We start from the raw sequence: 14,599 nt of genomic DNA, 5'->3' as shown, positions 1-14,599 counted from the left end.
TTAAACGGTCATTCTGCTGCGAGGCTGTCCCCGCGTTATGAGTCCCGCGCCCCGTGCGGAGGGAAATACCGCACCCCGAGGTCCCTTGCCATGTTCTGAAGCTCGGACTCGAAGAGTGGTTCCATGTCGCGCACCACGAAGTTCAGGTGTTGGAACACCTCCATGCACACCACGCCGTACAGCCGCACCCAGCACGTGGTGAGCACCATCGCGGCGCCTTCGGGGATGTCGGGTGAGGAGAAGCCCACGGTGTCGGCGAAGGAGCGCAGCTCCGTGCGCAGTTCGGGTGCGAGGTCCTCGTCGGCGGGCACGCTGAAGCGCTCCTCGGACACCAGGCGGTCGAAGAGCGTGAAGAACGTGGAGCCGAACTTGCGCCCGGCTTCCAGGGCGACGGTGATGTCGGTGTGGGGGTCGATCCGGGTGCGTGGGCCGAACATCACCGAGAACTCCGTCTGGTGGGTGATGGCCCAGGTCCGGAAGGCGCGCAACGAGGTGAGGATGCGCCCGTCGGTGTCCTCGGCGGGCATGCTGGCATCGGCCGCGGCCACCGCGTCGGCCAGCTCCTCGTACATGTCCGCCGTGATCGCCACCAGCAGCGCGTCGATCCCCGGCACGTACCGGTAGAGGCCCGGGGCGGTCATGCCCATCTCCCGAGCGATCGCGCGAAGGGAGACCCCGGCGACCCCGAACTCCACGAGGTGCTTGCGGGCGATCTCCTTGATCTCGGTGAGTGTGGCTTCACGCACACGTTCACGGCGGCTCAGGGTGCCCCCGGTCCGGTGGTCGCTTGTGACCGGCGGTTTCGTCATCTGTTGCGGTACACCCCGTCTCGCGCGCCAGGGTCGCGGCGCTGTGGTTCTCTTCGGCGATATTGACATCGTAATGCCCGCACGCTTTAGTGAACACCGTTAGCAAACACTGTTCACGTTCATGACGACTGTTCGCGCGAAAGGGCGGCCCATGCCGACACACACGGGGATCTTCGGCCGACTGGGGCTCGGCGCCCACCGGGGCAGATGGTGGGTCCTGGCACTGACCGGGCTCTTCACCGCCTTCTCCGTGGTGTGGGGCCTCGGAGTCTTCAACGACGTCAGCGAGAGCGGCTTCGAGGACCCCGGCTCCGAGTCGTCCCAGGCCATGGACGTCCTCCAAGACGAGCTCGGCCACGACGACATCGACATCATCGCCGTCTACCGCAGTGACGAGATGCAGGTGGACAACCCGACCTTCGCGGCGGCGGTGCAGCGGATGGCCGACGACCTGCCCGAGGACGTCATCGCTGGGTACGACCTCTACCTCGACGAGGAGCTCGACGACATCGAGCGGGGCATGCTCGTCTCCGAGGACATGCACGCCACCTACATGCCGGTCACCCTCACCGGACAGTCGCACGAGGAGCGCCTGCACCAGTTCGAGGCGGCCTCCGAGGCGCTGGAGTCCGGCCCCCTGGAGAGCCACCTGGGCGGACCGATCGCGGTGGAGCACGAGCTCTCCGAGACCGCGGAGACCGACATCATCCGGGCCGAACTCATCACCCTGCCGCTCCTCCTGCTCCTCCTCGTCGTGATCTTCGGTGGCCTGATCGCCGGCCTCGTCCCTCTCGCGGTGGGCGCACTGGCGATCCTCGGCTCCCTCACCGTGCTGCGCGCCCTCACCTACGTGACCGAGGTGTCGGTGTTCGCCATCAACGTGGCGACCCTCCTCGGCCTCGGTCTGGCGATCGACTACGGGCTGTTCATGGTCAGCCGCTTCCGTGAGGAGCTCAACAAGGGCCGCTCGGTACCGGACGCGGTCCGCCGCACGGTCGACACCGCCGGGCGCACCGTCGCCTTCTCCGGCGTCATCGTGGGTATCGCCTTCGCGGGTCTGCTGTTCTTCCCCCAGCCCATCCTGCAGTCCATCGGTTGGGGCGGCATCGCAGTGGTGGCCTTCGACCTCCTCGCCGCACTGGTCTTCCTGCCCGCGCTGATGTCCGTGGTCGGCCACCGGATCGACAAGCTCAAGCTGCCGCTGCCCCGTCGGACCGTCACCGGGGTGATCGACGAGAACGCCGGTGCCTGGGCCCGCCTGGCCCGGACGGTGATGCGCGGGCCAGCCGTGTCGCTGGTCGCGGTGGGATGCGTCCTGGCCGCCTTCACGTCCGGTCTCGCCTCTACCGAACTCGGCGCCACTGATCAGCGCTACCTGCCCGCCGAAGCCGACAGCCGGATCGGTACCGATGCCATGGGTGACGACTTCCCGGCCGGCGAGGTCGGGCGCCTCCACGTGGCGGTGGTGGGCGACAGCCCGGAGGACGAGCTCGACGAGTACGTCGAACGCCTCGACGCGCTGCCCGGCGCGCTCCGGACCACGATCCACCGCACAGGAGACGGCGTTGCGCACATCGAGGTTGCCTATCAGGGCGCCACCGATGACCCGGAGGTCTCCGACCTGGTCCACGACGTGCGCGCCGAGGCCGGGCCGGACGGCTCGGAGGAGGTCCTGGTGGGCGGTGTGGCCGCCATGCAGCTGGACAACCTGGACGCCATCGTCGCGGAGTCACCCAAGACGATCACCTTCATCATCGCCTCCACGCTGCTGCTCCTCTTCCTCGCCTTCGGCTCCGTCATCCTGCCGATCAAGGCGGTCCTGATGGGTGCGCTCTCCCTGGGTGCGTCCCTGGGTGTGGTGATCTGGGGGTTCCAGGAGGGCTTTTTCGGGGGACTGCTCGGCTTCGAGGCGGTCGGCACCATCGACCCCACCTACCTGGTCCTCATCATGATCGTGTCCTTCGGCCTGGCGATGGACTACGAGCTGTTCCTGCTCAGCCGGGTCCGGGAGGAATACCTGCGCAGCGGCGACAACGCCCGTTCGGTGGCCCTGGGGTTGCAGCGCACGGGGCAGATCATCACCAGCGCCGCCCTGCTGCTGGGCGTGGTGCTCCTGGCGATGGGCACCTCAGGCCTGCTCTTCCTGAAGATCATCGGGGTCGGCCTCGCACTCGCGGTACTCGTGGACGCCACCTTGGTCCGGGCGATCATGGTGCCCGCCTCCATGCGCCTGCTCGGCGACTGGAACTGGTGGCTGCCGCGCCCGCTGCGCTGGCTGCACGAACGGATCGGCATCTCCGAGGGCGGCGACGAGGAGGACGAGTCGCTCCCCGCCGCACGGGAGAAGAGCGGGAAGGAACGGGAGAGGGTGCCCGCGGGCGTCTGACCGCCCCCGCTCACGGAACCCCGCTTCCCACGGCCCCGCCCGGCAAGACGCCGGGCGGGGCCTTCGCATGTGATAGGCGCCATGGATAATACACTTGATTGACCGTAGGTTGGGCATACTATATTTCAGGACTACAGGTCAGAGAACGGTGCACCTGCCCCGGCGCCACACGCACCCAGGAGACCCCATGTCCGCCGCACCCACCACGAGTTCGCCACCGAGCCCCGAAGCTCCCGAACCACCCCGGCCGCCGCTCATCGCCCGGCTGGGCCGAGGCGTAGCACGGCGCCCCGGCCGAGTCCTCCTCACCGCCGTCATCGTCTGCCTGGCCGCGCTCGTCCTGGCCTCCGGCACTCTCGACCGGCTCATGCTCAGCCGTTTCGAAAGCCCCGGTTCGGAGTCCATCGAGGTCGAGCAGGCCCTGGAAGAGCAGTTCGGTACCGGAAAGCACCACTTCCTGCTGCTGGTCACCGCCGAACAGGGCACCGTGGACGACCCCGAGGTGGTGGCGGCCGCCACAGACCTGGAACAGGAGATGGCCGCCCAGGAGGGCGTCGCCGAGACCGCCTCCTACTGGTCACGCGGCGGTTCACCGTCCCTGCGCTCCGACGACGCCACCCAAGCCCTCGTCACCGTGCGGATGGCGGGCGACGTCACCGAAGCCCGCGCCGCCCTCGCCGACATCTCACCGGAGTTCACGCGCGAGGACGAGCTGATCAGGGTGGAGGTCGGTGGCGGCGACGAGATCTTCCGTCAAGCCGCTGCCCAGGCCCAAAGCGACTTCGTCCGAGCCGAGATCATCATCCTGCCGCTGGTCTTCGCCCTGCTCCTGCTGCTCTACCGCAGGGCCTCGATCGCCGGACTCACCCTGGCCATGGGTGTGTACTCGGTGATCACGACGCTGGCCCTCCTCCGCGGTGCCGCCGCACTGGCCGAGGTGTCCACCTTCGCCGCCAACCTGACCCTGGTCATGGGTATCGGGCTGGGGGTCGACTACAGCCTGTTCGTGATCAACCGCTTCCGCGAGGAACTGGCCCGGGGGCACACCGTGCCGGAGGCGGTGCAGCTCTCGGTGACCAGGGCTGGGCGCACGGTGGTCTTCAGCGGACTCACCGTGGCCGTCTCCCTCTCCTGCCTGATGCTCTTCCCCTTCCCCTTCCTGCGGTCCTTCGCCTACGCGGGGGTGGGCGTGGTCCTGACGGCCATGATCGCAGCCCTGGTGATCCTGCCGGCGGCGCTGGCCAAGGTGGGACACCGGGTCCAGCCCCGCCGCGAACCCCGCGCCGACCGCGGTTGGTGGCACGCCACCTCGCTACGGATGATGCGCCGCCCCCTGCTTTTCGGCCTGCCCGCCCTCGGCCTGGTCCTGCTGCTCGCCTCCCCGGCGCTCGGGCTCAACTTCGGCCTCCCCGGCGCTCGGGCTCAACTTCGGCCTGCCCGACGCGCGTGTCCTGCCCGAGGGGCACTCCAGCCGCGACGTACAGGAACAGATCGAGGCCGGCTTCGCCCAGGAGGAGATGGACGCCGTCCACGTCCTGGTGGACCTGCCCGCGGCCGAGTCCGAGCAGATCGACCCGTACGCGAGGGACCTGTCCCAGGTGGACGGGGTGAGCCAGGTCGACGCGCTCACCGGGACCTACCAGGACGGACAGCACACCATCGAGCCCGGTGCCGCCGCCGAGGAGCGCTTCGCCTCCGACGACGCGGCCTGGTTGTCGGTGGTGCCCTCCGTCGAGGCGCTGGACGACGCCTCCGGGCTCATCGACCGCATCCGGGACGTCCCCGCGCCCGCGGCCACCGAGATCGGCGGTTACCCGGCCGACCTCACCGACTTCAGCGATGCGCTGCTGGACCGGGTCCCGCTGGTGTTCGGCATGATCCTGCTGGTCACGTTCGTCCTGCTGTTCCTGATGACCGGGAGCCTCCTGCTGCCGCTCAAGGCGGTCGTGCTCAACGTCCTCAGCCTGGCGGTGATGTTCGGGGTGATCGTGTGGATCTTCCAGGAGGGCAACCTGTCCGGCCTCCTGGGCATCACCGCCGACGGGACCTTGGAGGTGACCTTCCCGATCCTGATGTTCTGTGTCGCCTTCGGCCTGTCCATGGACTACGAGGTGTTCATGCTGTCCCGGATCAAGGAGGAGTACGACCTCACCGGCGACACCACCTCGGCGGTGGCCGCGGGGCTCCAGCGCAGCGGCCCGCTGGTGACCGCGGCCGCCGTGGTACTGGCCGCCTCCTTCGCTGTCTACGCGACCTCCAGCGTGTTCTACCTGATCATGCTGGCCCTGGGCATGGCAGCGGTGATCCTGGTCGACGCCACGCTGATCCGAGGGGTGCTGGTGCCGGTGTCCATACGCCTGGCGGGAGGGGCCAACTGGTGGGCGCCCCGCCCGCTGCGTCGCCTGCACGAGCGGCTCGGGCTCGCCCACTGACCTACTCGGTCTTCGTGACCCGGGGGTGCTGGCCGATGAGCCGCCCGGACAGCTCGTGCAGCGTGTTGCGCTCATCCTCGGAGATGCCCGCGAAGAACTCCCGCTCGGTCCGCTCCACCGCCGCGCGGGCCTCGGCCAGCGCCTCCTTGGCCCGCGCGGTGGGGGTGACGATGTACCGCCGCCGGTCGTGGGGGTTGCGCACCCGCTCCACCAGCCCCAACCGCTCCAGCTCGTCCACGACCCCCACCATGACGTTGGGGTCGATCCCGAGCGTGCGACTGAGTTCCCGCTGCGAGGGCTCGGCCATCGTGGCGGCGGTGGCCAGTACGTGGAACTGCCGCGCGTTGACGTCCATGGGCTCGAACACCGAGGCCGTGGTCGCCTGCACCAGCTCACCCAGCTTGATCAGCCGAAACCCGGTCAGGTGCCACAGGGGGGAGTCCCGCTCGCTCGCCTCGCTCATACACACATCCTACGTCCGGCCGACCATCGGTATGGGGTACGGTCAGCCGGACGTAGGAATCAGTCCTCGAAGAGCTCGTCGATGTATGCGATGTCGAGGCTTCTGTCGAGCCAGACATCTATAGCCCTGTCGAACCAGACATAGAGCTGTTCCAGGTCACGGCAGCTCTTGATGCGTTCCCTTGTTTCATCGGAAACGGTCATGCCGAGCTTGTCCAGGATGTGCAGAACGCTCTCTGCGCGGGCCTCCAACGCCCCCTCGGCTTTGAGGCTTTCGGCCCACTGGTTTGCCAGTAGTAAGACTTGCTCGGGGTGCTGGGCGACGAAAGCCAAGTTGCCGTTGCACGTTCGGGTGTTCGACTGCGATGAGTGTCCCCTGGTGTTGGATCGGGACGTGAACGCAGCACGCAACCTCGCCGCCTTGGCGGCGCAGGTGGGCAGTACCGGTACCGGAGTGGCCGGAGACCGGGGAGCGAGGGCTCTGAAGGCCCGTGGAGCCGACCGTAAGACCCGCACTACTCGTTCCCGCCGTTCGGCGGGTGCGGGGCGGGCTGGTGGCGCAAGACCGCAAATGCGGAAAGAAGCTCCGGCACCGTCGTCAGGACACCCAACTGAGGTTGTGGTGACACCGTCACGGACCTTTCGTACAGAAATGCACGGAATGCTGATGATTGCTTAAGACATCAGCAACGGTTCAGGACGAACCCCGGATGGCCGAGCTGGATGGGTCGGTTGTACCAGTCGGCGACGTGCTGCCGGGGACAGATGACCAGCAGCGACACCGGGCACTCGTTCTTGGAACGCAGGGAGGCTACGTATTCGGGCAAAGTGAAGCGTTTGCGTTCCTTCTCGTCCCGTTGGACCTCCACGACGATGCCCATCAGCTTGCCGAAGGGGTCCTCGCCGACTTTGCCGCGCAGCATGATCGCCACGTCGGACCGCCGCTCGACCGGGTCGACGTGTCCGAGGTCGCAGGACGTCAGCTCGCTGCGGTCGTACTTCGGTACCTCCACTCCGAGGTCGCGTAGGAAGCCCACCGCCATGTCGGGGGCGTCGGAGAACAGCTCCGCGTAGATCTGGTGTTCAGGGGAGATTGCCACGAGCCAAACATTACCGAGGGTTACTAGTAAGTATGTTTCTGTAATTGAAATGCGGGCATAAGTCGTCTTTCCATGGAAAAGAGTGGGTAGCGGTGCCGGATACGGAAAAGTACGGTCGTTCGCGGTGCGGAGTTCGCCCGGGCGTCGCCCTCCCGTTCTCCGCCCCGTGTTGCCTCGTCAGCGCCCTGCACACCACCCACCCGAGGACGTGACATTGGGATTTTCCACGGAACAGGCGACCGCCGCGGTCTGGGACGGTCCCCAGCAAGGGTTCCGCCTCGCGAACTTCGGCCTCCCCGAACCCGGGCCGGGCGAGGCCGTGGTGCGGACCGGGGCGGCCACCGTGTGCGGCAGCGATCTGCACACGCTGCGCGGCGACCGGCCGACCCCGGTCCCCACCGTCCTGGGGCACGAGGCGGTCGGGACCGTGCTCGCCGCCGGTCCGGGGACCACCACCCATGACGGTCGACCCCTGGTGCCGGGCACCCGGGTCACGTGGACCATCGGGACCTCCTGCGGTGACTGCCCCCGCTGTCTGCGCGGCATCCTGCAGAAGTGCGCACGGCTGCGCAAGTACGGCCACGAGGCCGTCTCCGACCGGTGGGCGCTCAACGGGGGCTACGCCAGCCACTGCCACCTGGTCGCCGGGACCGGGATCGTCCCCGTCCCCGAGCACCTGCCCGACGCGGTACTGGCCCCGGCCAACTGCGCCACCGCCACCGTGGTGAACGCGCTGCGCGGCACCGGCGCCCGGTCGGCCCGCGCGGTCGTGGTACAGGGTTGCGGGATGCTGGGCCTGACCGCCGTCGCCTACCTGCGCCACCTCGGGGTTCCCGCCGTCGTCGCCGTTGAGACCGACGCCGCGCGCAGGGCGCTGGCCGTCCGGTTCGGGGCCACGGCTGCGGTGGCGCCCGACGAGGCGGCGGAGGCGGTACGCGAGGCGAGCGGGGGAGAGGGCTCCGACATCGTCGTCGAGCTGTCCGGCAGCAACGCGGCGGTAACGGCCTCCCTGGGCCTGCTCGGCATCGGCGGCACCCTGGTGCTGGCCGGTTCGGTCTTCCCCGTCGACCCGGTCCCGGTGCGCCCCGACGACCTCGTGCGCCGGTTGATCACCGTCACCAGCACCCACAACTACACCGTCCGGGACCTGGTCGACGCGGTCGCGTTCCTCTCCGCGCTCGACGACCTGGAGCCCTTCGCGGCTCTGGTGGGCGCGTCCTTCCCGCTGGAGCGGATCGACGACGCCGTCAGGCACGCCCTCGAAGAACGGCCGCCGAGAACCGCCCTCATCCCCGGCTGACCGGTACCGGCTGACAGGCCCGCGTCCGCGGGCACGAAGCGGGCCCGGCCCCACGGTGGGAGACCGGGCCCGTACAGGCTGCTCGCCGGCTCTAGACGGCCTGCGGGTCGCCCTCGTGGAAGGGCTTGCCGTTCACCGCGGTGGACACGCCGACCTTGTCCAGGTACGGGGTGATGCCACCGGTGTGGAACGGCCAACCGGCGCCCGTGATCAGGCACAGGTCGATGTCGGCGGCCTCGGCCACGACACCCTCGTCCAGCATCAGCTGGATCTCCTTGGCCAGGGCGCGCAGGGCGCGGTCCAGGATCGCGCTCTCCTCGGACGGGTTGTCCCCGCCCGCGAGGAGCTCCTTCACCTCGGGGTCGATGGTGAAGTCCGGGGCGAAGATCTCCGTCTTGCCCGCCTTGACGACCTCGGCCAGCTGCGGCGAGACGGCGAAACGCTCCGGGTAGGCCTCGTGCAGCGTCTCGGCGACGTGCAGACCGACCGCCGGACCGACCAGCTGCAGCAGCATGAGCGGCGACATCGGCAGACCCAGCGGCGCGACCGCGCGGTCGGCGACCTCAGGCTCGGTGCCCTCGGCCACGGCGCCCAGGACCTCACCCATGAACAGGGTGAGCAGGCGGTTGACGACGAACGCCGGAGCGTCCTTGCACAGTACCGAGGTCTTCTTCAGCGTCTTGGCCGTGGCGAACGCGGTGGCCAGCGAAGCGTCGTCGGTCTTCTCGCCGCGGACGATCTCCAGCAGCGGCAGGACGGCGACCGGGTTGAAGAAGTGGAAGCCCACGACCCGCTCGGGGTGCTTGAGCTTCGACGCCATCTCGGTGATCGAGAGCGAGGAGGTGTTGGTGGCCAGGATCGCCTCGGGGGAGACCACGGCCTCCACCTCGGCGAAGACCTGCTGCTTGACCTCCATCTTCTCGAAGACGGCCTCGATGACGAAGTCGGCGTCCGAGAAGGCGTCCTTGGTCAGCGAACCGGTGACCAGGGCCTTGAGGCGGTTGGCCTTGTCCTGGTTGACGCGCCCCTTCTTCAGGAGCTTGTCGACCTCGCCGTGGACGTACTCGACACCCTTGTCCAGGCGGTCCTGGTCCAGGTCGGTCATGACGACCGGCACGTCCAGGCGGCGCGCGAACAGCAGGGCCAGCTGACCGGCCATCAGTCCGGCGCCGACGACTCCGGCCTTGGTGACCTTGCGGGCCAGCGACTTGTCCGGTGCGCCGGCGGGACGCTTGGCGCGCTTCTGTACCAGGTCGAAGGCGTACAGGCCCGCCTTGAGCTCGTCGCTCATGATCAGGTCGGCCAGGGCCTGGTCCTCGGCGTCGAAGCCCTCGTCGCGGGTGGCGGTCTTGGCCGCGCCCACGAGCTCGATGGCGCGGGCCGGGGCCGGGGCGGCGCCGTGCAGCTTGCCCTCGACGGTGAACCGGGCCATGTTGACCGCGTTGTCCCAGGCCTCGCCCTTGTCGACCTCGGGGCGCTCGACCTTGACGTCGCCCTTGAGGACCTTGGCGGTCCAGCGCAGGGATTCCTCGACGAAGTCGGCGGGCTCGAAGATCGCGTCGGCGATGCCCATCTCGTGGACCTGCTTGCCCTTGATCATCTTGTTCTGGGCGAGCGGGTTGTCGACGATGAGCTTCAGCGCCTTCTCGGCGCCGATGAGGTTCGGCAGCAGGTAGGTGCCGCCCCAACCGGGCACGAGGCCGAGGAAGGCCTCGGGGAGCGCGAACGCCGGGACACCGGCGGAGACGGTGCGGTAGGTGCAGTGCAGCGCCACCTCGACGCCGCCGCCCATGGCCGCGCCGTTGATCAGCGCGAAGGTCGGGACGTCCAGCTCACCGAGCTTGCGGAACACGTCGTGTCCCAGCTTGCCGATCGCCTCGGCCTGCTCGCGGGTCTGGATCGCCGGGACGCCGGTCAGGTCCGCGCCGACGGCGAAGATGAACGGCTTGCCGGTGACGGCCACGGCCACGATGTCGGTCCGCGCCTTGGCGGCCTCGATCGCGGCGTCCAGGCTCAGGAGCCCGGCGGGGCCGAAGGTGTTCGGCTTGGTGTGGTCGTGCCCGTTGTCCAGGGTGATCAGGACCGCGGTGCCCGCGCCGTAGGGGAGCTCGACGTCACGGGAGATCGCGTTGGTGACGACCTCGTCCTTGAACAGCTCGCGTGCCTGTTCGATGGCGGTGCTCACTTGCCCCCCTTGTAGTTCGTGTTCTCCCACAGGATGGTCCCGCCCATGCCCAGGCCCACGCACATGGTGGTGATGCCGTAACGGACGTCGGGGCGCTCGGCGAACTGGCGCGCGAGCTGCATCATCAGGCGGCCGCCCGAGGAGGCCAGCGGGTGGCCGACGGCGATGGCGCCGCCCCACGGGTTGACGCGGGTGTCGTCGTCGGCGACACCGAAGTGCTCCAGGAAGGCGAGCACCTGGACGGCGAAGGCCTCGTTGATCTCGATGAGGCCGATGTCGTCGATCGAGATGCCCTGGCGGGCGAACAGCTTCTCGGTGGCCGGGACCGGTCCGACGCCCATGACCTCGGGCTCGACGCCGGTGAAGGAGAAGTCGACCAGGCGCATCTTGGCGTCCAGCCCCAGCTCCTCGGCGACCCCCTCGGCCATCAGCAGGGTGCCGGTGGCGCCGTCGTTGAGGCCGGCGGCGTTACCGGGCGTCACGTTGCCGTGCGCGCGGAACGGGGTCTTCAGGCCGGCGAGCGACTCCATGCTGGTGCCGGGGCGCGGCGGCTCGTCCTCCGTGGCCAGACCGAAGCCCTTCTCCGCGGAGCGGACCAGGGTCTCGACCAGGTCGGGCTGGACCTTGCCGTCGGCGTAGGCCTTGGCGACCTTCTCCTGGCTGCGCACCGAGTAGGCGTCGGCGCGCTCCTTGGTGATGGTCGGGAACCGGTCGTGCAGGTTCTCGGCGGTGTTGCCCATGACCAGCGCGGACGGGTCGACCAGCTTCTCGGAGATGATCCGGGGGTTGGGGTCGACGCCCTCGCCCATGGGGTGGCGGCCCATGTGCTCGACGCCGCCGGCGATCACGACGTCGTAGGCACCGAAGGAGATGCCCGCGCCCGCGGTGGTCGCTGCGGTGAGCGCGCCGGCGCACATGCGGTCGATGGAGTAGCCGGGGACGCTGCGCGGCAGCCCGGCGAGGATCGCGGCGGTGCGCCCGAGGGTCAGGCCCTGGTCACCGATCTGGGTGGTGGCGGCGATGGCGACCTCGTCGACGCGCTCCGGGGGCAGGTCCGGGTTGCGGCGCATCAGTTCGCGGATGACGCGGACGATCAGGTCGTCGGCGCGCGTCTCGGCGTAGAGGCCCTTGCCTGACTTGCCGAACGGGGTGCGGACCCCATCGACAAACACGACATCGCGGGCAGTTCGCGACACGATGGCCCCTCCTTCTCCAAGCGGTGGGTGGACTGTATGCGCCCATGCTACTCGCCAGTAACAAATAGTGCGAGCGACGGGACAGGTCCCGCCGAAAGAAGAGGGCGCACCCTACTTTCGATGCTTGTGGCCCTACCCGCCAAAGCGGTTGTGTGATGGGTGATTCAAGACAAAAAATGACGCAAGGAGGCGTTGCATGGCAGAGGTGGACCGGGAGCACACGAGCATGCTGAAGGAGGCGTCCAAAGCGCCGCTGGGCCGCCTCTGGGAGTACGCGCGACCGCACTGGCGCACGCTCGTCCTCGGCGGCGTGCTCACCTTCCTCGGCGGTCTGACCGGTCTGGTGCAGCCGCTCATGGCCAAGTTCGTGATCGATGCCCTGAGCGCGGGCTCCTCCATCTCCGGTCCGATTCTCGCACTGCTGGGTATCGTCCTCGGCGGCGCCGTCATCGGTGCCTTAGGCGCTTTCCTGCTCGAACGCACGGGGCAGAGCGTCGTGCTCGGGGTCCGCCGCCGACTGGTCGGGCGCCTGGTCCGGTTGCGCGTGGCCGAGCTCGACCGGCTCAAGCCGGGCGACTTGGTCTCCCGGCTCACTGCCGACACCACCCTGCTCCGGTCGGTGGCCACCAGCGGCATCACCAACGTCTTCACCGGCAGCCTTCTCATCATCGGCGGCCTGGCCATCATGGCCTTCCTCAATTGGCTGCTGTTCCTGATCACCATGGGCATGATCGCCCTGGTCGGGGTCTTCATGGGGGTGGTCCTGCCGCGCATCGGCCGTGCCACCCAGGCGGCCCAGGCCGCCCTCGGTGACATGGGGTCGAGCCTTGAGCGGATCTTCGGCGCATTCCGCACGGTGAAGGCCTCCTCCGCCGAGCGGGCGGAGATCGGACGCCTCGACAGCGCCGCCGTGGAGTCCTGGCGCAAGGGCGTGGCCGTTGCCGGGTGGACCGCGCTGTCCAGCACTCTGGCGACGCTCACGGTCAACACCGCCTACCTGGTGGTCCTGGGGGTGGGCGGCGGGCTCGTGGCCGCGGGGCAGATGGCCGTCTCCACCCTGATCGCCTTCCTCCTGTTGCTCTTCTACCTGTTGGAGCCCATCAGCAGCCTCGTGCAGTCGCTGACCCAGCTCCAGAGCGGGCTGGCCGCGGTCCGCCGTATCGACGAGGTCGCCGAACTGGACCAGGAGAACCCGGGCGAGGCGCGTGACTCGGACGGCGCCCTCGAACGTCCGGCCGAGGTCTCCTTCTCCGACGTCACCTTCCGCTACCACCCCGACCTCCCCCTCGTGCACCACGGAGTGAGCTTCGAGACCTCAGGCACGGGACTGACCGCCTTGGTCGGGCCCTCCGGGGCAGGCAAGACCACTGTCTTCTCCCTGGTCGAACGGTTCTACGACCCCACCAGCGGCAGTGTGCGCCTGGACGGCACCGAGGTCCGCGACTGGCCCCTGGACGTACTGCGCTCGCAGATCGGCTACGTCGAGCAGGACGCCCCGGTCCTGGACGGCACACTGCGCGCCAACCTCACGATGGCCGCGCCGCACGCCACCGAGGAGGAGCTGGGCGAGGTCGTCCAGCGCGCCCGCCTCACTGACCTGGTCGCCCGCCTGCCCGAGGGCCTGGACAGCGCGATCGGCCACCGGGGCGTCACCATCTCCGGCGGCGAACGCCAGCGCGTGGCCATCGCCCGTGCCCTGCTGCGCCGACCCCGCCTGCTCCTTATGGACGAGGCCACCTCCCAGCTGGATGCGGCCAACGAGGGGGCACTCAAGGCCGTCATGCTGGAGGCGGCCCGCACCACCAACGTGATCGTGGTGGCGCACCGTTTGTCGACGGTCACCAGCGCCGACCGTATCGTGGTCATGGAGACCGGAACGGTCCGCGCGGTGGGCACCCACGGCGAGCTGGTCGAGTGGGACGGCCTCTACCGGGACCTCGCCGCCGGACAGCTCCTGGCCCCCGAGGCGGCTGAGAATCCGCAAGCCTCCGGCGGTGACCGGGACGACCCCACCGAGCACCGGGAGGACAGCGCTCGCGAAGCGGTGTGACCGCGTTCAGCCCGTTGGCCAGTCAGCCCGCTGGGCTCCTAGTCGGCGTGCGCGAGAAAACCGGTCACGAAGCGGTCGACGTTGGTGCGCAGGCGCTCGACGCGCTCCTCCCGGGTGATGGTCTCCGCGGGCTGGATCAGCGCTGACTCCCGCTTTCCGCGCGCGTAGAGGGGGCAGGCGAGGTCGTCGCACACGTACAGGCCGACGGTCCCGCCCTGCTTGCCTGCCTTGCCCGGTTTGGGGGTGCTGAACAGGCGGACGCCCCCGGACGGGTGGACGGTCAGGCAGAACGAGCACGCCACCGATTTGAGGAAGTTGGTCCTGCGGCTGCCGGCCGGCAGCCGCATGGCGATACCGACCACCCGGTCACCGGTCTCCGTCACCACGTAGGCGCGGTTGGGTGCCTTGGGGTCGCGCCAGCCGGCGAACTCCAGGTCCTCCCAGGGCAGAAGGGGGAAGTCCGCGGGAAAGTGCATCCGCTTCGCCTCCCCCTTAGGGCAGTTGACGAACGATCCCCGGATCTCCTCGGTGCTCAGCTCTCTCACGGGTGCCTCCGGACGATCGACGGTGTCACCGGGGGATCCTGTCAAGCGTCGGCGCCGAGCGCGAATGGTTTTCGCGCGCGGGCGGCTGGTGCTTCGGGCGCCCACGCGCCGAACACACCGCGGGCCGGGAACCC

11 protein-coding genes and 2 pseudogenes are annotated in these 14,599 nt (G+C 69.0%); 6 read left to right on the top strand and 7 right to left on the bottom strand.

All coding sequences use genetic code 11. The annotated features are described in order from the left end of the window. Positions 1–35: 35 nt before the first annotated feature. Positions 36–809 (bottom strand): TetR/AcrR family transcriptional regulator, encoded by a 774-nt coding sequence (locus ACYVDG_RS28190; protein ID WP_460760740.1) that lies wholly within the window; start codon positions 807–809, stop codon positions 36–38. A gap of 151 nt (positions 810–960) precedes the next feature. Between ACYVDG_RS28190 and ACYVDG_RS28185 the strand changes: the two genes are divergently transcribed. The 3 genes and pseudogenes from ACYVDG_RS28185 to ACYVDG_RS28175 all read left to right on the top strand — a co-directional run bounded on the left by ACYVDG_RS28185 (position 961) and on the right by ACYVDG_RS28175 (position 5,627). Continuing rightward, a complete protein-coding gene (locus ACYVDG_RS28185) occupies positions 961–3,195 on the top strand; it encodes an MMPL family transporter (protein ID WP_460760736.1) in 2,235 nt (744 codons plus the stop codon). Between the two features lie 187 nt (positions 3,196–3,382). Further along, positions 3,383–4,471: pseudogene (locus ACYVDG_RS28180) on the top strand (MMPL family transporter); the annotation flags it as partial. 157 nt (positions 4,472–4,628) lie between these two features. Beyond that, a complete protein-coding gene (locus tag ACYVDG_RS28175; protein WP_460760806.1) occupies positions 4,629–5,627 on the top strand; it encodes an MMPL family transporter in 999 nt (332 codons plus the stop codon). 1 nt (position 5,628) lies between these two features. Here the strand turns inward: ACYVDG_RS28175 and ACYVDG_RS28170 are convergent, their stop codons facing one another. Continuing rightward, the gene (locus ACYVDG_RS28170; protein WP_460760732.1) at positions 5,629–6,090 is read right to left on the bottom strand and encodes a MarR family winged helix-turn-helix transcriptional regulator; all 462 of its coding nucleotides are present in this window, start codon (positions 6,088–6,090) and stop codon (positions 5,629–5,631) included. A 59-nt stretch (positions 6,091–6,149) separates the two neighbouring features. Continuing rightward, complete coding sequence (locus ACYVDG_RS28165; protein WP_460760810.1) at positions 6,150–6,422, bottom strand: hypothetical protein; 273 nt, start codon at positions 6,420–6,422, stop codon at positions 6,150–6,152. On the opposite strand from ACYVDG_RS28165, the gene ACYVDG_RS28160 reads away from it, so the two are divergent. After that, positions 6,310–6,768, top strand: coding sequence for a zinc ribbon domain-containing protein (locus ACYVDG_RS28160; RefSeq protein ID WP_460760728.1), 459 nt, complete (start codon positions 6,310–6,312; stop codon positions 6,766–6,768). The two genes, ACYVDG_RS28165 and ACYVDG_RS28160, sit on opposite strands and share 113 nt — an antisense overlap. Before the next feature lie 16 nt (positions 6,769–6,784). Here ACYVDG_RS28160 and ACYVDG_RS28155 read toward each other — a convergent pair. Continuing rightward, positions 6,785–7,189 (bottom strand): annotated as a pseudogene (locus tag ACYVDG_RS28155) (hypothetical protein); the annotation flags it as partial. A 214-nt stretch (positions 7,190–7,403) separates the two neighbouring features. On the opposite strand from ACYVDG_RS28155, the gene ACYVDG_RS28150 reads away from it, so the two are divergent. Beyond that, a complete protein-coding gene (locus ACYVDG_RS28150; RefSeq protein ID WP_460760723.1) occupies positions 7,404–8,489 on the top strand; it encodes a zinc-binding dehydrogenase in 1,086 nt (361 codons plus the stop codon). Positions 8,490–8,580: 91 nt separating this feature from the next. Here the strand turns inward: ACYVDG_RS28150 and ACYVDG_RS28145 are convergent, their stop codons facing one another. Continuing rightward, positions 8,581–10,674 carry a 3-hydroxyacyl-CoA dehydrogenase NAD-binding domain-containing protein gene (locus tag ACYVDG_RS28145; RefSeq protein WP_460760717.1) on the bottom strand — a complete coding sequence of 698 codons (2,094 nt, stop codon included), beginning with the start codon at positions 10,672–10,674 and terminating at the stop codon, positions 8,581–8,583. Next, positions 10,671–11,846 (bottom strand): thiolase family protein, encoded by a 1,176-nt coding sequence (locus ACYVDG_RS28140; RefSeq protein WP_460760802.1) that lies wholly within the window; start codon positions 11,844–11,846, stop codon positions 10,671–10,673. The genes ACYVDG_RS28145 and ACYVDG_RS28140 overlap by 4 nt, the downstream gene beginning before the upstream one ends. Positions 11,847–12,066: 220 nt before the next feature. On the opposite strand from ACYVDG_RS28140, the gene ACYVDG_RS28135 reads away from it, so the two are divergent. Beyond that, on the top strand, positions 12,067–13,920 hold the full coding sequence (locus ACYVDG_RS28135) for an ABC transporter ATP-binding protein (protein ID WP_460760712.1): 1,854 nt from the start codon (positions 12,067–12,069) through the stop codon (positions 13,918–13,920). A 38-nt stretch (positions 13,921–13,958) separates the two neighbouring features. Here ACYVDG_RS28135 and ACYVDG_RS28130 read toward each other — a convergent pair whose 3' ends face one another. Further along, positions 13,959–14,465: an FBP domain-containing protein gene (locus ACYVDG_RS28130; protein WP_460760709.1), complete on the bottom strand. Its 507-nt coding sequence runs from the start codon at positions 14,463–14,465 to the stop codon at positions 13,959–13,961. Between the last annotated feature and the right edge of the window lie 134 nt (positions 14,466–14,599).

It is taken from the genome of Nocardiopsis oceani (assembly GCF_054777395.1).
This window is presented reverse-complemented; position numbering and strand designations above follow the sequence as displayed.

What these genes read in the sequence shown, in the direction of transcription:
- ACYVDG_RS28135 (WP_460760712.1), top strand. Translation starts at nt 12,067, where the DNA reads ATGGCAGAGGTGGACCGGGAGCACACGAGCATGCTGAAGGAGGCGTCC.
- ACYVDG_RS28185 (WP_460760736.1), top strand. Translation starts at nt 961, where the DNA reads ATGCCGACACACACGGGGATCTTCGGCCGACTGGGGCTCGGCGCCCAC.
- ACYVDG_RS28160 (WP_460760728.1), top strand. Translation starts at nt 6,310, where the DNA reads ATGTGCAGAACGCTCTCTGCGCGGGCCTCCAACGCCCCCTCGGCTTTG.
- ACYVDG_RS28190 (WP_460760740.1), bottom strand. Translation starts at nt 809, where the DNA reads ATGACGAAACCGCCGGTCACAAGCGACCACCGGACCGGGGGCACCCTG.
- ACYVDG_RS28170 (WP_460760732.1), bottom strand. Translation starts at nt 6,090, where the DNA reads ATGAGCGAGGCGAGCGAGCGGGACTCCCCCCTGTGGCACCTGACCGGG.